This is a genomic window from Thiorhodococcus mannitoliphagus, assembly GCF_010915725.1.
In the GTDB taxonomy this organism is placed as follows: domain Bacteria; phylum Pseudomonadota; class Gammaproteobacteria; order Chromatiales; family Chromatiaceae; genus Thiorhodococcus; species Thiorhodococcus mannitoliphagus.
In genome coordinates this window covers 1-19414 of record NZ_JAAIJR010000102.1, presented here as the reverse complement: position 1 = coordinate 19414, position 19414 = coordinate 1, and the positions used below count along the sequence as shown (strand labels likewise).

Below are 19414 nucleotides of genomic sequence, written 5' to 3'. Positions count from 1 at the left end.
AGCGTCAGGCGCGGATGACTTCGCCGGTCTCGACGACCCGCTGGAGCGCGCTCCCCAGGGTGTGGGCCTGAAAGCGCCTGTCCTTCTCCGACGGCCGCGCCGCCCGGACGCGTGGCGAGCCCGGGATCACGAGAGCGATGGTGTTTCGTTCGATGGCTATGCAGACTCCATCAATGGCAGGCCGGCAATCGTCTCCAGATCCACGCCTTCTCGGAGCGCTTTCCCCGGCTTGAAGTGCGGCGCGTAGCGCCCGGGCAAGGCGACGGTTTCACCGCTTTTCGGGTTGCGCCCAAGGCGGGGAGGGCGGTAGTGCAGGGAGAAGCTGCCAAACCCCCGAATCTCAATGCGCTCGCCGCTGGCCAGGGCCTCGGTCATGCGCTCCAGGATGGCTTTGACGGCCGACTCAACATCGGGCCCAGGCAGGTGCTCTTGGCTGCCGGCGAGCCGCGCGATCAGCTCAGATCGGGTCATCATGCGGTTGCTCATCTGATCGGTAGGGATAAAGCCCCATTGTATCGACCACACGGGGACAGCAGAAATGATGCAGAGACGCTGGGTCCATCCGGAGAAGTCCCGTTACTACCAAGTCGATTTCGTCCAAGACCTACTCGGTGACTGGACACTCGTGCTCAGCTGGGGTGGGCTCGGATCACGGCGGGGAGGGATGCGCATCCTGGCCGTAACGAGTGAAGCAGCAGGGGAGGACCTGGTCGAAGCGATTGCCAAGCGCCGTCGGCAGCGCGGCTATGTCGAGTTGTCGGGCCGCGCAGGGGAGGAGGCCGATCTCATGCGGCGCGCCCGTGTCACAACGCCCCAGTTGCGCGCAGGCCATGACGGCGGCTCGGAGGATCTGTTTGAGGCGTCGGACAAGGACCGACAACAGGAGAAATCAAAGAAGGTGTAGGCCACTTCGTTTGGAGCCAGCCTTATGCTGACAAGAAGCGAGATCACGCCGTGTCACCAACCACCAATTGTGCTCTTGGAGTACCCTAGGGTGCACACCTTGCTCCGCCAGCCCCCCCGTAAGCGGACGCTCGGCATCTGTTCCCGTCTGGTCGTTCTGTCCCACAACCGGTCAGAGCCGAAGAGATCGCGAGTGACCGGACGATCCTGTTAGCGGAAAGCCGAGCCACTCTTTGCCATCCCTACCCGCGGTAGAGGGAAGTCAAAACGTGAATTCGCTCCGAACGTCAGCAATGGGCAAAGAGAAGCCAGTGCCCCCTCGTTGGACCAATGCTTCCGCTCGCTCAGTCGACGCGCCGGGCGATCATAACGACCTGGGTTTGCGGTTCGTCGCGCGCTCGACATGGGTCGGCGCACGATGACTCATCCGATGCTCCGTGGAAAATCCGATATATCAGATGCCCGCTCCGAGGTCGTAGCTGCGGCACGGACAGACAGCCTTCGCTAAGCGCTTGATTCACTAGAGGAAGGGCAGATCCTCATACCTCCCCTTTAGGAGTTGGCGACATTCTTGCTGTACGGGTCTGACAGACGGTCGCACGCGGGAGCCCCCATGATCCTATTCTCATTGAGTATCCTGGTTTCGCCATCCGGCCGCGACGACTTCCTCAAAGGCGTCGGCGGGCTGCTTGAGCCGACACGGGTTGCACCAGGTTGTCTCGGCTGCCGGCTCTATACCGATAACGAGCATCCGGATGCCTTCATGCTGGTCGGGGAATGGGCGTCGCAACCCGAGCTGGACCGCTATCTGGCGTCCGATGCCTGCAAGACGCTAATCGCGGCGATGGAGCTCTCGCAGCAGCCGCCGCTGATCCGCTTCGATGAAGTGGCGCGCCGCGCGGGGATCGAGGTGATCGAGGCCGCGCGGCGTGCCCGCGGTCTGCTCCAGGATTTTCCGACTCATGCCGCCGAGGACAAACCATGACGGTGACGAACGCACCGGTGCGATACGCCGACTATCTCCGCGCCATCGGGGCCGGGCGGCGCGAGATGAGCTACAGCGCCATCCTGCTCCCGGCGGGTCGGGACGCACGCGGTCGTCCCGTGCCGGCACCAGCCACCGGTCCCATCCGGCTGCATCCGGACGAGATTTTGGCGCTGCTGCGCCCTTACGTCTCCGTGCGGTTCCTGGACCAGGTCAAGGCCGTGGTGCCCCTGGCGCTCTATCTCGCACTCTTTCAGATCCTCATCCTCCGTCAATTGCTCACCGACTCCTGGCTGATTACCGGCGGCCTGTTCGCGGTGATCCTCGGTCTGATGTGCTTCATGGAGGGGCTGAAGCTGGGCCTGATGCCGTTCGGCGAGCTGATCGGGCACAGTCTGCCGCGCAAGTCGCCGCTGCCGCTGGTGCTCCTGATCACGCTGCTGCTCGGCATCGGCGTGACCTTCGCGGAGCCGGCCATCGGCGCACTCCAGGCCGCGGGGCAGAACCTGTCGCCCGAACGGGCGCCCTATCTCTGGGCGCTGCTCAACCCGTGGTCGGGCGCGCTCGTGCTCGTCATCGGCTCCAGTGTCGGTCTCGCCGCCGTGCTCGGAACCCTGCGTTTTCTCTACGGCTGGAGCCTCAAGCCCCTGATCTATGCCTCGCTGGTTCCGGTGCTCGGACTCACCCTCTACGGTGCGAGCGACCCCGAGCTGGCCAAGGTCCTGGGGCTCGCCTGGGATGCCGGGGCCGTCACCACCGGACCGGTCACGGTTCCGCTGGTTCTGTCGCTCGGGATCGGGATCGCGGCCGCCGCCGGCCGGGGCGATTCCGGTCTGTCCGGGTTCGGCATCGTGACGCTCGCCTCGCTCTTTCCCATCATCGGCGTGCTGCTGCTGGCCTTTTATGTCGCCGGCACCGTCACGCCCGCCGAGATCATCGCCGCCGCGGCGTCGCTTGGCGAGGACACCGCCGTACTCGCCTGGTACCAGCGCAGCCCCTGGGTCGAGGTCATCCTGGGGCTGCGCGCGATCCTGCCGCTGGTGCTTTTCCTGTTCATCATCCTGAAGCTGGTACTGAAGGAGGATATGCCGCGCCCGAGCGAGATGTGGCTCGGGATCGCCTTGACGGTGATCGGCATGTGTCTGTTCAATCTCGGACTCACCTACGGGCTGTCCGCGCTCGGCGCGAGCGCCGGATCGTTGGTTCCGGCTGCTTTCATGGAGGTTCCGGCGGCGACTGGCTCGCCACTCTATCTCTATGGCGTTGGACTCACCCTGGCCCTGGTCTTCGCCTGGGTTCTCGGCTTTGGGGCCACCATCGCCGAGCCGGCGCTGAACGCGCTGGGCGTCACCGCCGAGCAGCTCACCAACGGCTTTTTCAAGAAGCGGACACTCATCCTGGCGGTATCGTTCGGGGTCGCCTGCGGGATTGCGCTGGGCCTGACCAAGCTCATCTTCGATCTGCCGCTGGTCTGGATCATCGTCCCGCCCTATCTGCTCGCGGCGGCGCTGACCCTGGTGTCCTCGGAGGAGTTCGTGAACGTGGCCTGGGACAGTGCCGGCGTCACCACGGGGCCGATCACGGTGCCGCTGGTGCTCGCCATGGGGCTCGGTTTCGGTAACGCGACCCAGGCCGTCGAGGGCTTCGGGATTCTCTGCCTCGCTTCCATCGGCCCAATCATCAGTGTCCTGCTGACGGGGCTCTGGGCGCGCATGCAGGCCGGATTACAGCAGCGGGCGGCTGATGGAGAACCCGTCGCTCATCACGCGCAAGAGGTCCAGTCACTGCTATGAAAGACGACAAGATCACCTATCTGACCGACGTGGCGCTGATCACCTGCATCGTGACGGCCGGGCGCGGCGACCGGGTCATCAAAGCCGCCCAGGCGATGGGCGCGACCGGTGCGCTGGTCTACCACGCCCGGGGCATCGGACCGCGCGAGCGGCTGGGGCTGCTGGGTATCGCGATCGAGGCGGAGAAGGATGTTGTCAGCATCCTGGTCGCCAGCGACTACCAGGACGCGGTCTTCGAGGCGATCTACCGCGCCGCCGAGCTCAATGTGCCCGGCGCTGGAATGGCCTATATCACCCCCGTCGAGAAGCTGGCGACCTACATTCCGCGCGAGGTCCTGGAGCGGGTGTCGAGCCAAGGGCGGACGCCATGAGCGCGCCCACGCCGGAAGCGCCAGTACCGGGCCGCGCCGCCAAGCTCATCTCCTGCATCCTGCCCGACGATGGCACCGAGCGGCGTCTGCTGGGTTGGCTACGCGACCAGCAGGGCATCATCCGAGCGAACAGCGTCTATTGTCGTGGTCATTCGATCCTGCAAGAGACCAGCGCGCGGCGTGGCAAGCTCCCCGAACCCACGCTGGTGCGCGTGGTCATGATCGTTGTGGACGCGGATCGGGCGGACGCGCTCTGCGATCTGATCTACGAACAGGCGGACATCCACCGCCCGGGTGGTGGCGCGCTCATGATGACGCCACTCACCTTCGCCATGCCCTTCCTGCTCCCGGAGGGCGTCGCCAATGAGATCGGGGAGTGATAGGAGTGAATCCACGATGAGTATCTCCCCCATGCTCGACTGGCTTCGTGGTTACCAAAAGGGCTGGCTGCGCCTGGATCTCGTCGCCGGTCTGACCACGGCGGCGGTGGTCGTGCCCAAGGCCATGGCCTATGCCACCATCGCCGGGCTGCCGGTCGAGGTGGGGCTCTACACCGCCTTCGTCCCCATGGTGATCTACGCCCTGCTGGGCACCTCGCGACCGCTCAGCGTCAGCACCACCACCACCCTAGCGATCCTCACCGGCGCTCAGCTCGCGCTGGTGGTGCCGGGCGGGGATCCGACGGCGCTGCTGACGGCCTCGGCGACCCTCGCGGTCCTGGTCGGGGTCATGCTGATCCTGGCCTCGATTCTGCGCCTGGGGGTCGTCGCCAGCTTCATCTCCGAGCCAGTGCTGACCGGCTTCAAGGCCGGGGTCGGGTTGGTCATCGTCCTGGATCAGGTGCCGAAGCTGCTGGGTATCCATTTCGACAAGGGCGGTTTTGTGCAGAACCTGCTCGCGCTTGTCCAGCACCTGCCCGAGACCTCGTTCCCCACGCTCGCGGTCGGCGTGACGATGCTGGTCGTCCTGGTGGGGATCGAACGCCTGGCCCCGCGTGCCCCGGCGCCATTGGTCGCCGTCGCGCTGGGGATCGCCGCTTCCTGGCTATTCGCACTGCAGAGCCAGGGCGTGGCGACGGTGGGCCACATCCCTCAGGGGCTGCCGTCCTTTGCGCTGCCCAACCTGGATCTGATCGCGCAGCTCTGGCCCGGCGCGCTCGGCATTGCACTCATGAGCTTCACCGAGTCCATCGCATCGGCGCGGGCCTTCGCGGGGCGCGGCGAGCCGCGTCCCCAGCCGAACAGGGAGTTGCTGGCGACCGGCCTCGGCAATCTCGTCGGCGGTCTGTTCGGCGCCATGCCCGGCGGCGGCGGGACGTCACAGACGGCGGTGAATCGGCTCGCCGGTGCCCGGACTCAGGTGGCTGGTTTGGTGACCGCTGCCGCTGCCGTGGCGACCCTGATGCTGCTCGCCCCGCTGATGGGCCTGATGCCCATGGCGACCCTGGCCGCCGTGGTCATCGTCTACTCGATCGGGCTGATCCAGCCGGCGGAGTTCGTCGCCATCCTGCGCATCCGACGCATGGAATTTCTCTGGGCCTTGGCGGCCTTCGCGGGGGTGGTCCTGCTCGGGACGCTCAAGGGGATCGTCGTGGCGATCATCGCGTCTCTGGTCGCCATTTCCTATCAGGCGGCCCACCCGCGGCTTTATGTCCTCGGGCGTAAGCCGGGCACCGATGTCTTTCGCCCAAGATCCGACGAGCACCCCGAGGACGAGACCGTCCCCGGTCTGCTGATGGTGCGCCCCGAGGGACGCATCTTCTTCGCCAACGCCCAGCGGATCGGCGAGCAGCTCTGGCCGCTGATCGACGCCGCCGAGCCCCGCGTCGTCGTGATGGATTTCAGCGCCGTGATCGACATCGAGTACTCGGCGCTCAAGATGCTCACCGAGGGCGAGGAACGGCTGCGCGAGCGCGGCATCCAGCTCTGGCTGGTCGCGCTCAACCCGGAGGCGCTTGGCATGGTCCAGCGCTCCACGCTGGGTGAGACGCTTGGTCGCGAGCGACTGTTCTTCAATCCGCGGACGGCGGTCGAGCATTTCCACGCCTAGGCCGCTGCCCAGGGAGGCGTTGATTAGCCCGAGGCGACGCGCCGCTCGATGCACGCGCATTGTTTATTCACCCACGTCACATGAGGAACCGAGTATGCACGCCGCAAAACGTCTCTACACCGTCCTCGCGGCATCCCAGAACACGACCCCCGGAGCGGGCGCCCTGGCCGGAAAGTTCGTAGGCGGCAAGGGTTCGGTGTCGCTGGGTGTCGGCGGCGGCGCCGGGGCGCTGGTCGGTGCCGGAAAAGAGAACCTGACCCTGCAGCCCTTGACGCTGGAAAAAAGCAAGGGGCTCGAGATCGCCGGTGGCGTGCGCTATCTGACCCTCAAGCTGGCGAAGTAAGCCGCCGATGCGAGGGACCCGCGATCTGATCACGTATCTGACACTGAAACCTGAAAAGGACCACAGCATGAAAATGTTCGCCCAGTCCCTGGCGGTTCTGCTGCTGGCGAGTCTCGCCGTGGTGAGCTCAGCGCTAGCCGAGCCGCCGCTGCCAGATCCCATCCACCTGCCCGGGATGCCCGTGATTGACCCGGCGGCCATGCAGGCGCTCAAGCGCATGGGAGCCTATTTGCGCACACTCGAGTCCTTCAGCGTGCGGGTCGATGACGTGATCGACGAGGTGCTGGACTCCGGTCAAAAGATCCAGCTCACCAAGACGGTCGAACTCCAGGTGCACCGCCCCGACCGGCTGCGGGCTGACGTCGAGACCGACCGCAAGGCCCGTGAGATCTACTACGACGGCAAGACCTTCACCCTGGTGGCGCCAGAGACCCGCTACTACTCCACGGTCCCGGCCCCGCCCACCATCCGCGAGTTCCTGGTCGAGGTCCAGTCCAAGTTCGGCATCGAGTTTCCGCTCGTGGATCTCTTCTACTGGGGCGATGAGGAGGATGACTCCAAGGCGATCCGGGAGGGCATGTGGGTCGGCACGAGCCGGATCGCTGGACAGTTGGTCGATCACTATGCCTTCCGCCAACGGGACGTCGATTGGCAGATCTGGATTGCCCAAGGCGATGCTCCCCTGCCGCTGCGCTATGTCATCACGACCAAGAACGAGCCTGGAGAGCCGCAATTCATGGCGAACCTGACCTGGGATACGACGACGCGCCCCGCGGATGTAGTCTTTACCTTCATTCCGACCAAGGATGACTACCCCATCACGATTGTCACGATCGATTCAGCTCCGGTGACCCCTTAAGGGAGACGCAACGATGAAACGCATTTCCAGATTGAGGCATTGCCATCAAACACTGTCGGCGCATCGCCGCCAGATGACAGAAACTCCACCTTTGAGGATTTTCCCCATGCCAACCATGCCACGATCGATCGCCCTTGCCACTGCCGTGACCTTGGGCACTCTGGGCGTAATGCCCGTCATTCACGCCGAGACGTTTCCGGTCGCGGGTGCCACAGACACCACCGAAATCAGCGGCACGGTGGTGATTGTCAATCAAGAGCAGCGCATGCTGACCGTCCAGACGCCCGAGGGACGCTTCGAGGTACTGCACGTCCCCGAGGAGGTGAAGCGTCTCGATGAGATCAAGATCGGGAACCACCTGGCCATCACCCAGACTGATTTCCTCCTGGTCGATCTGCATAAGGGCGCGGACGCAGGCTCGGTGGGCGTGACGACAGGCTCCGAGGTGGTCCGGGATCCGGGCGAAAAACCGTCCGGCATGATGGTCCACTCCGTGACGGTCACGGGTGTCGTCCAGGGCGTCAACAAGGCCAAGTCCACCGTGACGATCAAGGGACCGGAAAGAACGATGACGTTCAAGGTCAAGGATCCGGCGGTGCTCGACTCGGTGGCCCCTGGCGACAGCGTCAGCGCCTCTTACATCCGGTTGATCAGCGGCGAGGTGAAGTTCCAATAGCCGACGCCGGGTCTCGGATCGGATCCAGTTGGTGCGCAACGGCAAGCAACTGGGCGAGCCGGGACGCCAACTCGTCCAGACGGGACCTGTGACCTGGCGTTTCCCTGCGCAGGAGTGGCACTGACCGCCCAGCGCCTGACGGTATTGCGTGGCGTGGCACCAGCACGGTAGTTTTCCCGGATCCAATCTGTAGGATGATGAATGCTTTGCCGATCGCTCCGCTGAACCCTCGCGCCGCCGGGACTCGCGGCCGGGGGTTCAGCGGGCTTCCCGCGGATGTCGAGCGACACCCGCGCTCTTCAACCAGAGGTACGAGGCATGACTGCAAGATCACTGTTCATTGGGACCGCACTGACCCTGGTCTGCGCGTCCGCGCTCGCCGCACCCGAGCCGGCGGCCGAGGTGCGTGAGCTGTTTTCAGCCCACGAACAGGCACTCAACGGCCACGACTTGAAAGGCTTGATGGCACTCTATGTCCCCGGAGACAAAACCGTGGTCATGGGCACCACCCCTGGTGAGAGATGGGTTGGCGGTGAACAGATCGCCGACGCCTATCAACATTTCTTCGCGGACTTCGACCCCGGCACCATCAAGCGCGATTGTCCCTGGGTTCTCAGCGATGCCAGTGGCGATATCGGCTGGATCAACGCCACCTGCGAGTACCAGGACTCACTCAAGGGCGTGGCGCGCACCTATGCCCTGAACGTCTCGGCGGTGCTGCGGAAGCTGGATGGCGCCTGGAAGCTGCAGGCCATGCATTTCTCCAATCCAACCGCGCCCTAGGCGATTTGGGAGGATCACGATGAGCGATCAATCCATGAGCGACAAATCGATGAACGACAAACCGATGAGCGAGAAAACCGTGACGGATCCCGACCTCATGTCGCCGACCCTTGACGAGGAACAACAGGGTCGTCGGGACTTCCTGATCGGCCTGGGACGCTGGTCGAAGGTCGTGATCGGCGCGGCGATCTTCGGCGGCCTTGCCGCCCGCGAGTCGGAGGTCCAGGCTGGCGCCTGGGTCAACCGCCGCGGCGGTGGTGGCGGCTGGGTCAATGGCCGCGTCGGCGGCGGCGGTTGGATCAACGGCCGCGGCGGCGGCGGTGGCAGTTGGGTCAACCGGCGCTGATTAGTCAGCGCGATCGGGCCAACCCCGGCGGTGTCGACCGCCGGGGTTGGTCCTCCACGACGCGCCCGTGCGACGCGATGAGTCAGGCAAGCATGTCGGATCAGATACCCACCCCGCCGGACCGCCTGGAGAGAACCCTCTTCAGTCTCCCCGCGGCCCTGTTTCAGACCTTCCCGGACCGTCCGGTCATCCTGAGGACAGCCGATCCCGCCGAACCGCCAACCCTGCTCGGGCCGGAGGTGCCAGATGGCCTGGCCTTCATCCAGTTGATGGGCCTGACAGGAGACATGGCGCCACTCATGGACTGGGGCGAGGGATTGGCCCTGGACCTGGTCATGGTCGATCCGGTGGCGGAGCTTCCGTGGCTCTACCGGTGCACAGGACTCTTGGCCCGTCATCCAGTTCGGGTGAGCATTCCGTTTCGACCCGGTCTGGCCCGTGCGGTGAAGCTCGCGCTCTCGCTTGGGTTCGCGGTGCGCCTGAACGGGCAGCAACCGACACCGGAAATGCTCACGGAGATCCGCCAAGCACTGGAGGCGTATCTGCACAATCCCACCGTCGCCCAGCCGGTGGAGCCCTTTCACAGCCTGCTGCTGGCGTTTCTCGATGACGCCCCCGTCGCGCTCTGGTCGCTGCTAGAGCAAGACCCGGCGGAACTTTGCGTCATCGACGATCAGGGACAGACGATGTCCGACCAGGGACCCGCGTCAGTGACGGTCTTTCGCGACACCCTGGTCGACACGGGTGCTGAGTGTCGCGACTGCGCCTGGCTGTCGTGCTGCGGCGGCTATTTCAAATGGCCCCGGATCGACTATGCCTGCGCCGATGTGAAACGGTTGTTCAGCGACATCCAGGCCGCCGCCACCGAGCTGCGCGCGGGTCTCGACGCCCATGCCGCGGCGCGGGGGTGACGCATGGGCACCCGGGTATTTTCATTGATCCTGCTCCCGACGCTCCAGTGCAATGCCGACTGCGAGTATTGCTTCGAGGACAAGACCAACGACCGGCTGTCGCTGGAACGTCTGCAAGTGCTGATCGACAAGGTGCTCGATCATCTGGTCGCCAGGGACATCGGAGGACTCACGATTCACTGGCAGGGTGGCGAGGTCATGACGCTGCCGCCGTCCTGGTTCGCCCGGGCCGAGGATCTGATCGGTCGCGCCGCCGCCGCGCGCGGGTTGGCCGTGAACCACTATCTGCAGACCAACATGATCGGCTACAGCCCGAGGTGGAACGACGTGATCCGCACGATGTTCGGCAATCGGGTCAGCACCTCGCTGGATTATCCAAACCTCTACCGCCGCAGGCTCGGAAAAGACGCGACCGACTACAACACAGTCTGGACCCACAAGGTGCGTTTGGCACGCACTGCCGGGATTGAGGTCCAGGTTATCGCGGTGCCAAACGCGGCCACCCTGGAGATGGGCGCGGAGCGCTTCTATAGCCACTTCGTCGAGACGCTCGACATCCGTAGTTTCCAGGTCAACACCCCCTTCCCTGGTGGCGAGTCCAATCCAGCCAAACGGCAGTTGCCGCATGACAGCGAGGCACTTGCCCGCTTTTTCACCGAACTGGCCGACGTCTGGTTGGAACGCGGCTATCACAGCGGGGTCCGCGTCGGTCCATTCGACGAATTGCTGAATTACTTTAGCAGCGCCCCGGCGCTGCTTCCCTGCATCTGGACCGACGATTGCGCCAACCACATCCTCTGTATCGATGCCCGCGGCAACGTCGCCCAATGCGATTGCTGGGTTGCGAGCTACCCCGACTATTGGTTCGGCAACATCTTCGACTGCGACACGCTCGGCGCCCTACTCGCGAAGAGTCAGGTGCTCGAGCGCTTCCACCAGCGCCCCATGGCGTTGGTCGCGCGTGAGTGCATCGCCTGCGATTACCTGGCCCTGTGCCACGGCGGCTGTCCGGTACGAGCTTTCTCGGTGCATGGCACGCTGTTCGAGAAAGACCCCCACTGCGCCTTTTATCAATCCCTGTTCGGGCACATGGCGAGCGCCGCGGCGCGCTTGGCCCGTATGGCGGCCGAGCCGCGAGCGTGCCGCGTGGTACCGGTGACAGGCCGCGTCTCGCCACCGAGCAACTGAACTTTAAACATAACATCGAGTAGGACATTTTCAGATGACGGACCCGCTACACCCGGTCGCGACGCATCACTTGCCCCCCTTCATCACGGCGCCGGGCGAAACCGACGTGCTCTTCATCGTGATGGCCATCTTCGTGCTGTTCGCCGTGATCGGCATCGGCATCTTCTACTTCAAGATCCACGCATTGCCCGAGCAGATGGCGCATCGCGGCCAGAAGGTGCAGTTCGAGCTCGTCGCGGTGCTGGCGCTGCTGGCGTTGTTCACGCACAACCACCTGTTCTGGGTCGCCGGGCTGCTGCTCGCCTTCGTGCCCTTGCCGGACTTCTCGACGCCGCTGGTCTCGATGGCCCGCTCGCTGGAGCGACTCGCCACTAGCGCGGAGCCCGCGGTTTCGGCGCCCGCGCTCGCGCCCACGCCGGAAACGCCCAGACCGGTCGATGATCCGCCCCATGATTCACCCGTCGTGCAACAGGAGACCTGAGCGATGTTGGAGCTGCTCCTCTGCTCGATGCTCACCGTCCTGCCGGACTACCTGTATCGCCGTTACCGGCAGGGCAAGCGGATCGGACGCGAGATCACGCTGTTCACGGTCTGGTTCGAGCTGCGTTGGGGGATCACCCTGTGCCTGATCCTGACCTTGGCCCTGATCACGACCATCTTCTACTTTCACCCTTCGACCAAGTCCGCCACCTCGGTGTTCCGCACCGTGACCGTGCTGCCGCAGATCAACGGTCGGGTGGCCGAGACCTTCGTCGAGCTGAACCAGCGGGTCGTGGAGGGGCAGCCACTGTTCCGGCTCGACAGCACCGAGCAGGAAGCGGACATCGCCACGGCCCGCCGGCGCATCGCCGAGGTCGAGGCAGCCATGGTCGTGGCTAAGTCTCGGCTCGCGGAAGCGGAGGGTCGCATCGTCCAGGCGCGCGGCGCGCTTCAGCTGGCCAGGGACGAGTATGAGGCCCGCGCCGAAGCGAACCGCAAGAGTGCCGGTGCGATCGCGGAGCGCGAGGTCGAGCGGATGCGCGTTCAGGTCGACACCCAGCAAGGCGCGCTGGATGCGGCCCTGGCGAGCCGCGAGGCCATCGTCTCGGAGATCGAGTTCAAGCTCCCGGCGGAGAAGGCGAGCGCCGAAGCAGCGCTGCACGAGGCCGAGGTCGAACTCGAGAAGACCCTGGTCGTGGCCGGGACCGACGGCGTCGTGCAGCAGTTCGCGCTGCGCCCGGGCGACATCGTCAACCCAATGCTCCGACCCGCCGGCATCCTGGTGCCGGAACGCCGTGCGACGGGCCTCATGGCCGGCTTCGGGCAGATCGAGGCGCAGGTGATGAAGGTCGGCATGATCGGCGAGGTGACCTGCATCGCCATGCCATGGCGGATCGTGCCGATGGTCGTGACCGAGGTCCAGAATGTGATCGCCTCGGGCCAGGTGCGCTCGACCGACACCCTGATCGATGTGCAACAGTTCGCCAAGCCCGGCTCCATCATCGTCATCATGGAGCCGCTCTATCCCGGTCAGCTCGACGACCTGCCCCAGGGCGGCAGTTGTATCGCCAACGCCTACACCAGCAACTACGAGGCGCTACAGTCGCCGAATCTCGGTGCCCTGCAGCGGTTCGGTCTTCACGCCATCGATACGGTCGGCCTCGTGCATGCGATGATCCTGCGCATCCAGGCGCTGCTCCTGCCGATCCAGACCCTGGTCTTCGGCGGGCACTGACACGGCTAGCCAACGTTCTCGCCACACGCCAGTCGTCGCAGCGCTTGTTCAATCACATGAGTCTGAAACATGATGAAAATCCACTCACTCCTTGTCGTGTTCCTGGTCAGCATGCCCGTCGTTGGCAACGCCCAGACCGCGTTTGACGCCCTGAAGGAGGGCGCGGCCAAGGCCGCCCGGACCGTTGGCGAGACGACGAAAGGCGCGGTGAATGCGGCCGGGAAGGTGGCGGGCCAGGCGACCGACAGCGTCAAGGAGACGGTCGACTCGACCCAAAAGAGTCTGAGTGACGAGGCAACGCCGGAGGCGACCCGTGCCAAGCTCGACGCGATGGCGAAGACGACGCTGGCGCGGCTGTTCGCGGACGAGCCGGGCAGCCGTGCCTTGTTCGATCGCAGCGCCGGCTACGCGGTGTTCGACAAACGCGAGGCAAGTTTCTACGTGGTCGCGGGCTATGGGCGCGGGGTGGCGGTCAATGCCCGAACCGGCGCGCGCGTCTATATGAAGATGGCGACGACCGGCGCTGGACTGAGCGTTGGGCTTGGCGGCTTCGCCTCGCAGCTGGTGATCCTGTTCGAGGACGGCGCCGCGTATCAGACCTTCGTCACCGAGGGCCTGGATGCCACCGCCGAGGTCGGCACCATGGCCGGTCAACAAAAGGATCAGCTCGCGCTGCGGTTCAACGAAGGCAAGGCCGTGTTCGTGCTGACCGGTCGGGGTTGGAAGATCGCGGCCAAGCTGACCGGATCGCGCTACTGGTCGGACGACGCGCTCAATGCCCGCTGAGTGAGCTGAACGCCAGCGCCGATCAGCCTCGCGGGTACAGCGCCCGGACCCGAATGCCGAACAGGCGGGACGAGACACCGGCAGCGTCGATCGATAGTGTACGCGGTTGAATCGGAGGTGACCTTATGAGGCTTTTCCAGTCCATCTTCGGTGGTGGCGAGACGCCTGGACGCTATCCTGAGTCGCTCATCGACCTGGCGACCGAGCGCGCCGTGGACGGCACGGATGCGCGCCTGCGGCTGCTGTCGGGATACCGCAAGCGGCTGCGCCAGCCCGTGATCCACGCGATCGATCAGGTGGTCGCGCTGGTCGATGCCATCCCAGCGCCACTGACGGCTGGGGCGCGCGACCACGGCTCCGAGCCGCGCCTGGCGGCGGTCTTCTCCTCCGCCGGAGACATGCTCGATCTCCTTGGGCGCGATACGGCACTCTTGGATTTCCTGGCGAGCCCCGAAGGGCGCGGGACTGAGCAGGTCACCGCCCTGTTGCTGGCCGAGCGGGTCGAGCGCCAGATCCTCGGCATGGATTTGGTGGGTGACCAGGTCCGACGCGACGTGCCACAGGTTGCGGTGAGCTTCACGGCGCACCGGCTGCTGGACCCGACCGCGAGCGAGACAGAGGCTCGCCGCCAATTGAAACGCCGTGCCTTTGACCATTTGCTGACCCTGGCGTTGACGCGGATCGTCGAGGTACGGGTCGAGCGGGCCGACCTCACGCGCCAGCGTGACCTGCTGCGGCGCAAGCTGAGCGCGCTGGAGCGCGGGGGCTGGAGCTTCGAGCCGACCCAGGCGGATCACCCGGATCCGGCCGCGCTGCAGGCCGAGGTGGAGACGCTCACGGCGCAATTGAGCGCCCTGGGGACGGATCAGGCGGTTCTGCATGCCCATCTGCGGATCGTCACCGACCTGTTGAGTGAGGCGGAGCGTCAGCTCTGGGCCGAGCCGATCACGCTCTACCTCGATCCGATGAACATCCAGCGCGAGGCGCGGGATCCGGCGGCACGCCCGATTCAGCTCTGGGAGCTACGCAATGCCCGTGGCCGGCGGGCTGTCATGTTGCCGTTGTGCATCGCGCCCACTGAGCTGCCGGCGCGTGAAGACTGGGTGACTGCCGCCCAGCGGTATCTGTTCTGATCGACCATCGGCGAGCAGCCCTCGCCAGCGGCCACCACCAACCAAGGGGAGACTGGGCCATGAGCAAGCAGGCGAAGAAAAAGCATCGCGAGACGAATGATCAGGAGGCCCAGGCACCCTCCAGGATGAAGGCGAAAACCTATGCGCAAGCGCTGGCGAAACTCCATGTCGAGCTGGTCAAGCTCCAGGAGTGGGTGCGCCACCAGGGGCTCAAGGTCTGCATCGTCTTCGAGGGGCGCGACGGCGCCGGCAAGGGCGGCACCATCAAGGCGATCACCGAACGCGTGAGTCCGCGAGTCTTCCGGGTCGTCGCCCTGCCGGCACCGACCGAGCGCGAGCAGAGCCAGATGTATATCCAGCGCTACATGCGCCACTTCCCGGCGGCCGGGGAGGTCGTCATCTTCGATCGCAGTTGGTACAACCGCGCCGGGGTCGAGCGGGTCATGGGCTTCTGCACCGAGGCGCAGACCGAGCGTTTCCTTGAGATGACCCCCATGGTCGAGCGGGCGATGATCGACTCCGGCATCATTCTCATCAAATACTGGCTGGAGGTCAGTCCCGAGGAGCAGACCCGGCGCCTGGAGGCGCGCACCGAGGATGGACGCAAGCTCTGGAAGCTCTCGCCGATGGATCTTCAGTCCTACAGCCGCTGGTACGACTACTCACGGGCGCGCGACGCCATGTTCGCGGCCACGGATACCGACTTCGCGCCCTGGCATGTGGCGCGCTCGGACGACAAGAAGCGCGCGCGGCTCAACATCATCCGCCATCTCCTGAGCCAGATCCCCTACGAGGAACTGCCCCACGAGCGGATCACGCTCCCCAAGCGGCAAAAGCCCCATGGGTATCAGGAGCCCGACTATCCGTTCAAGGTCATCCCGGAGGCCGATTGAAGAGAATGACGGATGTCGGAACGGGTGGAGTCAATTCAGTGAGTCATCCGCGGGTCGACGCGAGGGGCGGATCCCAGAGCGACGCCACCGACGTCTCGTTCGACGAGCGTCTGGCCTTCGAGCGCCTGCTGGGCGATCTGTCCGCCCTCTTCGCCGATCTCCCCGCCGAGCGCGTGATCGATGAGATTGCAGGCGCGCTCGCCCGTCTCATCGACTTTCTCGGCTTCGACCGCTGCTCCTTCGGCGAATTCATCCACGACGCGGGACCGATCGAGATCCTCTGCTCGGTTGCCCGTGACGGCATCGACCCCACCCCGCGCGGCCTGGGGCCGCCGCTGCCCTGGTATTTCGACCGGCTTCGGGCCGGCCACCTCGTCGTGCTCCCCGCGATCCCCGAGGGTTTCCCTGCGGAGGCTACGGCGGAGGTCGCGTACTGCCAGCGCAGTGGCCTGCGCTCGAACCTTGGCATTCCACTGAGGATCGGTGGTCGGGTCATGGGCGCCATCGCCTTCAGTGCCTTCCAGCGCACTCGCGCCTGGCCGGAGGATCTCATCGTCCGGCTCAAAATTATCGGCGAGGTGTTCGCCCAAGCACTGGCCCGGAGTCGTCGCGAGGCCGAGCTGGCCGCCGCGCTCGCCGAGATCACCCGACTGAAGGAGTCGGTGGAGGCGGAGAACGCCTATCTGCGCCAGTCCGGCTGCTGGCGCTCGCCGCGGACGCTGGCGAGCCGCTCGCCCCGCTTCAACCAGGTGCTCGAAGAACTTGCCCAGGTCGCCCCAACCCTGGCCACGGTCCTGTTGCTCGGCGAGACCGGCACCGGCAAGGAGGTCCTGGCTGACGCTATTCATGGCCTGAGCGATCGCAGGCACCGGCCCATGATCAAGGTCAACTGCGCCGCTCTGCCGGCGTCACTGATCGAGGCCGAGCTGTTCGGGCGCGAGAAGGGCGCCTACACCGGCGCGCTCGCCCGTCAGAAGGGGCGCTTCGAGCTAGCGGACGGCTCGACCCTCTTCCTCGACGAGGTCGGGGAGCTGCCGCTGGAGCTGCAGACCAAGCTGCTGCGCGTGCTCCAGGACGGCCGCTTCGAGCGGGTCGGCGGCACCCAGACGATCCAGGTCGAGGTCCGCCTGATCGCCGCCACGAATCGCGATCTGCCCCAAGCCGTCCGGCAAGGCGCCTTCCGCGAGGATCTCTACTACCGGCTGAACGTCTTTCCGATCCAGGTACCGGCACTGCGCGAGCGTCCGGAGGACATCCCGCTGCTCGCCTGGGAATTCGTCAAGGCGTTCAGCGAGTCGATGGGCAAGCCGATCGAGCACATCGACGACGAGTCCATGGTGGCGCTGCTCAACGATCCCTGGCCGGGAAACGTGCGTGAGTTGCGCAACCTGATCGAGCGGGCGATGATTCTGACGCGCGGTCCAACGCTGCACCTTTCTCTCGGTCGCCCACCGGCGCTCGCACCGGCGACGGCGTCCGTTGGCACACTCGAAGACCACGAGCGGACCCATATCCTCCGGGTCCTGGAGCAGACGGGCTGGCGCATCCGCGGGACCGGCGGGGCTGCTGCACGGCTTGGCCTCAAGCCGACCACCCTTGAGTCACGCATGAAACGACTGGGTCTCCGGCGTCCCGGCTCCGAGACGGCGTAGAAACCACGATTTTTCGGATGACTGTACCGGAGCCGTTCAGGCGCCCAGTGGTGGGATGATACTAAACGCCTCAAGCGATTGATGACCGAAACGGGTCAGCACCCTCGCGGTGCATGGCAGATTTCTTGCCTTCCAGCATTCGACCTGCTGTTCTGCGGCAAGCTCGTTCTCTTCGACATCCCCGCCCTGGATGAGCGAACCACGCGACCTGCTGGCCATGCTGACCTTCTCGGTCTGCACTAGGTGTCGAGGATCCGGAGATCCCGAACAAGCGCCACTGATCCGATCACCACTTAGCCCCGGAGGGCATTATCCATGACCGAAGTCTCCCACCAAGACGGCGTGATCGTCGCCATCCTTGAGCGGTTCGAGAAGTCCCGCCTGCCACGGGCACTCGACATCAAGGCCAAGGTTGATCGTGGCGAGCGGCTCGACAACAGCGACATCGATCACCTCAAGCAGGTGATGCAGGACGCCGAGAGCATCAGGCGCTTCGTGGACAAGCGCCCCGACCTGCAGAAGCTCTACATGCGCTCCATCGCGCTCCACAAGGAGATCACTCAGAAGGCGCTGGAAAACGAGCAAGCCTCGTCAAGCGCACCTGGGGCATAATCGGCGATTACCGTCGCGCGCTGAATCGGATGAGCGCTGACGATCCCAATCCTGATCGATGTCTTCTCGACCGCCAGCACGCTCACCTTCGTGCTGTTCCTGATCTGGAGTCTGTTCGTTGGCAGCCTCGACAACATTCTCAAGCCGATCCTGCTCGGGCGTGGCGTCCAGGTGCCGATTGCCTATGGTGGTGATCTTTATCGGCGCCCTCGGGGGATCCTGAGCGCCGGCATCATCGGCCTGTTCGTCGGCGTCGTGGTACTGGTGCTCGGCTACAAGTTGTTCCTGGCTTGCCTGCACCGGGCTGACGAAGGCGAGCCGGAACGGTCCTGAGGACGTGCTGACCAAGGTTCAGTTCTCGCATCGTGGTCCACTTTGAATCAGGGTGCCGGCGTGGCGGCAGCCGAAGAAGCCACCGGAGGCTGCGGCGGCAATCCCCTCGGATGCCCATCGAAAAGTCCTCCAGGTCATAGGCGGAAAGGGCTCGCGCGCTGATGTCGCAGCGGCACTTCAACGCGTCGAGCCCGATGTTGGTGTTGACGGCCCCGCGCTCGTCGGCAAGGTCGACGAGATGGGCGTGGTGCAATTTTCAGTGCCTGCCTGACCTAGTACAGCGGCGCCTAAGTTTCGGCAACCGGCCTGCGTCGTCAGGGCTTCCAGCCCTAACCGGACAGGCCAGGCCAGGATGGCCTGTCTACGCAGTCGGCTATCTCCGTTATCAAGACTTGCGCGCCGTTGTACTAGTCTGGATCCGAGCCGAGAAGGCGGAGGCTTTGCGCCGGATTTGGCGGACCGCTTCTGCTACGATAACGGACACCCACATGTCGTTGTTGAAGGCTCACATCCGGACCTCTCCAGGCCGCCGCCTTGCCCGAACTCACTGACCGCTGATGGGGCGTAGGAGTCACCGCGCCAAGCAGGTCGAGTGACAACTCCCCGCATCCAAGAGACGCAAACGTGAGTTTCTCGAGTAACGGATGTAGGCCGAATCCGGGCCGTCGCCACATCAGAGCCCAGACCAGGGATGACCGATTGCGGCTACGGGGAAACCCGACGGCGACAAAGGCTTCAAACGCGCCATAACCGCCGGCAGCGTCCGGGCTCAATCAATGAGGCGATCGGAAAGCGCGCGGAATCGATCGGCCATCGCATCAATCTCCTCGGCGCGGGCGTGACAGGCCCGCCAGTTCGCGGGGATGGCCTCTCCGCCATAGTAGGCCCCGGCGAGCTGTCCATAGATGGCTCCGGTGGTATCGGCGTCCTCGCCCAGGTTGACCGCTCGCAAGGCCCCATCCCGGAAAGTCTCGGTAGTCGCAAAGGTCCAGAGCGGCGCCTCCAATGCAGAACTCCTGACTTGGCGCCAAATTCAATGCGACTGGATCGCCTCAAACACGAGGCGCAGCTCGGTACCGGGGTA

General features: G+C 65.0%; 23 protein-coding genes. 21 read left to right on the top strand and 2 right to left on the bottom strand.

Annotated features, from left to right (window positions below; genetic code table 11):
* Positions 1–156: 156 nt before the first annotated feature.
* The gene (locus G3480_RS19595; RefSeq protein ID WP_164655579.1) at positions 157–471 is read right to left on the bottom strand and encodes an integration host factor subunit beta; all 315 of its coding nucleotides are present in this window, start codon (positions 469–471) and stop codon (positions 157–159) included.
* A gap of 67 nt (positions 472–538) precedes the next feature.
* Between G3480_RS19595 and G3480_RS29275 the strand changes: the two genes are divergently transcribed.
* From G3480_RS29275 to G3480_RS19490, 21 genes are all read left to right on the top strand, one after another.
* A complete protein-coding gene (locus G3480_RS29275) occupies positions 539–904 on the top strand; it encodes a WGR domain-containing protein (RefSeq protein WP_338114183.1) in 366 nt (121 codons plus the stop codon).
* Between the two features lie 612 nt (positions 905–1516).
* Positions 1517–1888 (top strand): putative quinol monooxygenase, encoded by a 372-nt coding sequence (locus tag G3480_RS19585; RefSeq protein WP_164655573.1) that lies wholly within the window; start codon positions 1517–1519, stop codon positions 1886–1888.
* Positions 1885–3681, top strand: a complete 1797-nt coding sequence (locus G3480_RS19580; protein WP_164655572.1) for a DUF1538 domain-containing protein — start codon at positions 1885–1887, stop codon at positions 3679–3681. The genes G3480_RS19585 and G3480_RS19580 overlap by 4 nt, the downstream gene beginning before the upstream one ends.
* Positions 3678–4052, top strand: a complete 375-nt coding sequence (locus tag G3480_RS19575) for a P-II family nitrogen regulator (RefSeq protein WP_164655571.1) — start codon at positions 3678–3680, stop codon at positions 4050–4052. The genes G3480_RS19580 and G3480_RS19575 overlap by 4 nt, the downstream gene beginning before the upstream one ends.
* A complete protein-coding gene (locus tag G3480_RS19570) occupies positions 4049–4432 on the top strand; it encodes a hypothetical protein (RefSeq protein ID WP_164655570.1) in 384 nt (127 codons plus the stop codon). The genes G3480_RS19575 and G3480_RS19570 overlap by 4 nt, the downstream gene beginning before the upstream one ends.
* A 16-nt stretch (positions 4433–4448) precedes the next feature.
* The gene (locus G3480_RS19565; protein WP_167752480.1) at positions 4449–6101 is read left to right on the top strand and encodes a SulP family inorganic anion transporter; all 1653 of its coding nucleotides are present in this window, start codon (positions 4449–4451) and stop codon (positions 6099–6101) included.
* Between the two features lie 94 nt (positions 6102–6195).
* Positions 6196–6444, top strand: a complete 249-nt coding sequence (locus G3480_RS19560) for a DUF992 domain-containing protein (protein ID WP_164655569.1) — start codon at positions 6196–6198, stop codon at positions 6442–6444.
* A 67-nt stretch (positions 6445–6511) separates the two neighbouring features.
* Positions 6512–7303, top strand: a complete 792-nt coding sequence (locus G3480_RS19555; protein WP_164655568.1) for a DUF2092 domain-containing protein — start codon at positions 6512–6514, stop codon at positions 7301–7303.
* Positions 7304–7409: 106 nt separating this feature from the next.
* A complete protein-coding gene (locus G3480_RS19550; RefSeq protein ID WP_164655567.1) occupies positions 7410–7979 on the top strand; it encodes a copper-binding protein in 570 nt (189 codons plus the stop codon).
* 318 nt (positions 7980–8297) lie between these two features.
* On the top strand, positions 8298–8762 hold the full coding sequence (locus G3480_RS19545) for a YybH family protein (RefSeq protein ID WP_164655566.1): 465 nt from the start codon (positions 8298–8300) through the stop codon (positions 8760–8762).
* A gap of 34 nt (positions 8763–8796) precedes the next feature.
* The gene (locus tag G3480_RS19540; RefSeq protein ID WP_240905929.1) at positions 8797–9108 is read left to right on the top strand and encodes a hypothetical protein; all 312 of its coding nucleotides are present in this window, start codon (positions 8797–8799) and stop codon (positions 9106–9108) included.
* Positions 9109–9200: 92 nt separating this feature from the next.
* A complete protein-coding gene (locus G3480_RS19535) occupies positions 9201–10019 on the top strand; it encodes a hypothetical protein (RefSeq protein ID WP_164655565.1) in 819 nt (272 codons plus the stop codon).
* A 3-nt stretch (positions 10020–10022) separates the two neighbouring features.
* The gene (locus tag G3480_RS19530; RefSeq protein WP_164655564.1) at positions 10023–11207 is read left to right on the top strand and encodes a radical SAM/SPASM domain-containing protein; all 1185 of its coding nucleotides are present in this window, start codon (positions 10023–10025) and stop codon (positions 11205–11207) included.
* A gap of 34 nt (positions 11208–11241) precedes the next feature.
* Positions 11242–11688 carry a hypothetical protein gene (locus tag G3480_RS19525; protein ID WP_164655563.1) on the top strand — a complete coding sequence of 149 codons (447 nt, stop codon included), beginning with the start codon at positions 11242–11244 and terminating at the stop codon, positions 11686–11688.
* Positions 11689–11691: 3 nt separating this feature from the next.
* The gene (locus G3480_RS19520) at positions 11692–12921 is read left to right on the top strand and encodes an HlyD family secretion protein (RefSeq protein ID WP_164655562.1); all 1230 of its coding nucleotides are present in this window, start codon (positions 11692–11694) and stop codon (positions 12919–12921) included.
* Between the two features lie 69 nt (positions 12922–12990).
* On the top strand, positions 12991–13707 hold the full coding sequence (locus G3480_RS19515) for a lipid-binding SYLF domain-containing protein (RefSeq protein WP_240905928.1): 717 nt from the start codon (positions 12991–12993) through the stop codon (positions 13705–13707).
* Between the two features lie 125 nt (positions 13708–13832).
* Positions 13833–14840 carry a hypothetical protein gene (locus G3480_RS19510; protein ID WP_164655561.1) on the top strand — a complete coding sequence of 336 codons (1008 nt, stop codon included), beginning with the start codon at positions 13833–13835 and terminating at the stop codon, positions 14838–14840.
* Positions 14841–14899: 59 nt separating this feature from the next.
* Positions 14900–15733, top strand: a complete 834-nt coding sequence (ppk2, locus tag G3480_RS19505; protein WP_164655560.1) for a polyphosphate kinase 2 — start codon at positions 14900–14902, stop codon at positions 15731–15733.
* Positions 15734–15771: 38 nt separating this feature from the next.
* Positions 15772–17385, top strand: a complete 1614-nt coding sequence (locus G3480_RS19500; protein WP_164655559.1) for a sigma 54-interacting transcriptional regulator — start codon at positions 15772–15774, stop codon at positions 17383–17385.
* Positions 17386–17700: 315 nt separating this feature from the next.
* Positions 17701–17997, top strand: a complete 297-nt coding sequence (locus G3480_RS19495; protein ID WP_164655558.1) for a hypothetical protein — start codon at positions 17701–17703, stop codon at positions 17995–17997.
* A gap of 90 nt (positions 17998–18087) precedes the next feature.
* Positions 18088–18330 (top strand): hypothetical protein, encoded by a 243-nt coding sequence (locus G3480_RS19490; RefSeq protein WP_164655557.1) that lies wholly within the window; start codon positions 18088–18090, stop codon positions 18328–18330.
* A gap of 769 nt (positions 18331–19099) precedes the next feature.
* Here the strand turns inward: G3480_RS19490 and G3480_RS19485 are convergent.
* A complete protein-coding gene (locus G3480_RS19485) occupies positions 19100–19336 on the bottom strand; it encodes an ADP-ribosylglycohydrolase family protein (protein ID WP_420824631.1) in 237 nt (78 codons plus the stop codon).
* Positions 19337–19414: the final 78 nt, after the last annotated feature.

What these genes read in the sequence shown, in the direction of transcription:
- G3480_RS19560 (WP_164655569.1), top strand. Translation starts at nt 6,196, where the DNA reads ATGCACGCCGCAAAACGTCTCTACACCGTCCTCGCGGCATCCCAGAAC.
- G3480_RS19570 (WP_164655570.1), top strand. Translation starts at nt 4,049, where the DNA reads ATGAGCGCGCCCACGCCGGAAGCGCCAGTACCGGGCCGCGCCGCCAAG.
- G3480_RS19520 (WP_164655562.1), top strand. Translation starts at nt 11,692, where the DNA reads ATGTTGGAGCTGCTCCTCTGCTCGATGCTCACCGTCCTGCCGGACTAC.
- G3480_RS19585 (WP_164655573.1), top strand. Translation starts at nt 1,517, where the DNA reads ATGATCCTATTCTCATTGAGTATCCTGGTTTCGCCATCCGGCCGCGAC.
- G3480_RS19565 (WP_167752480.1), top strand. Translation starts at nt 4,449, where the DNA reads ATGAGTATCTCCCCCATGCTCGACTGGCTTCGTGGTTACCAAAAGGGC.
- G3480_RS29275 (WP_338114183.1), top strand. Translation starts at nt 539, where the DNA reads ATGATGCAGAGACGCTGGGTCCATCCGGAGAAGTCCCGTTACTACCAA.
- G3480_RS19525 (WP_164655563.1), top strand. Translation starts at nt 11,242, where the DNA reads ATGACGGACCCGCTACACCCGGTCGCGACGCATCACTTGCCCCCCTTC.
- G3480_RS19595 (WP_164655579.1), bottom strand. Translation starts at nt 471, where the DNA reads ATGACCCGATCTGAGCTGATCGCGCGGCTCGCCGGCAGCCAAGAGCAC.
- G3480_RS19535 (WP_164655565.1), top strand. Translation starts at nt 9,201, where the DNA reads ATGTCGGATCAGATACCCACCCCGCCGGACCGCCTGGAGAGAACCCTC.
- G3480_RS19515 (WP_240905928.1), top strand. Translation starts at nt 12,991, where the DNA reads ATGATGAAAATCCACTCACTCCTTGTCGTGTTCCTGGTCAGCATGCCC.
- G3480_RS19555 (WP_164655568.1), top strand. Translation starts at nt 6,512, where the DNA reads ATGAAAATGTTCGCCCAGTCCCTGGCGGTTCTGCTGCTGGCGAGTCTC.
- G3480_RS19540 (WP_240905929.1), top strand. Translation starts at nt 8,797, where the DNA reads ATGAGCGACAAATCGATGAACGACAAACCGATGAGCGAGAAAACCGTG.
- G3480_RS19575 (WP_164655571.1), top strand. Translation starts at nt 3,678, where the DNA reads ATGAAAGACGACAAGATCACCTATCTGACCGACGTGGCGCTGATCACC.
- G3480_RS19495 (WP_164655558.1), top strand. Translation starts at nt 17,701, where the DNA reads ATGACCGAAGTCTCCCACCAAGACGGCGTGATCGTCGCCATCCTTGAG.
- G3480_RS19545 (WP_164655566.1), top strand. Translation starts at nt 8,298, where the DNA reads ATGACTGCAAGATCACTGTTCATTGGGACCGCACTGACCCTGGTCTGC.
- G3480_RS19510 (WP_164655561.1), top strand. Translation starts at nt 13,833, where the DNA reads ATGAGGCTTTTCCAGTCCATCTTCGGTGGTGGCGAGACGCCTGGACGC.
- G3480_RS19530 (WP_164655564.1), top strand. Translation starts at nt 10,023, where the DNA reads ATGGGCACCCGGGTATTTTCATTGATCCTGCTCCCGACGCTCCAGTGC.
- ppk2 (WP_164655560.1), top strand. Translation starts at nt 14,900, where the DNA reads ATGAGCAAGCAGGCGAAGAAAAAGCATCGCGAGACGAATGATCAGGAG.
- G3480_RS19550 (WP_164655567.1), top strand. Translation starts at nt 7,410, where the DNA reads ATGCCAACCATGCCACGATCGATCGCCCTTGCCACTGCCGTGACCTTG.
- G3480_RS19580 (WP_164655572.1), top strand. Translation starts at nt 1,885, where the DNA reads ATGACGGTGACGAACGCACCGGTGCGATACGCCGACTATCTCCGCGCC.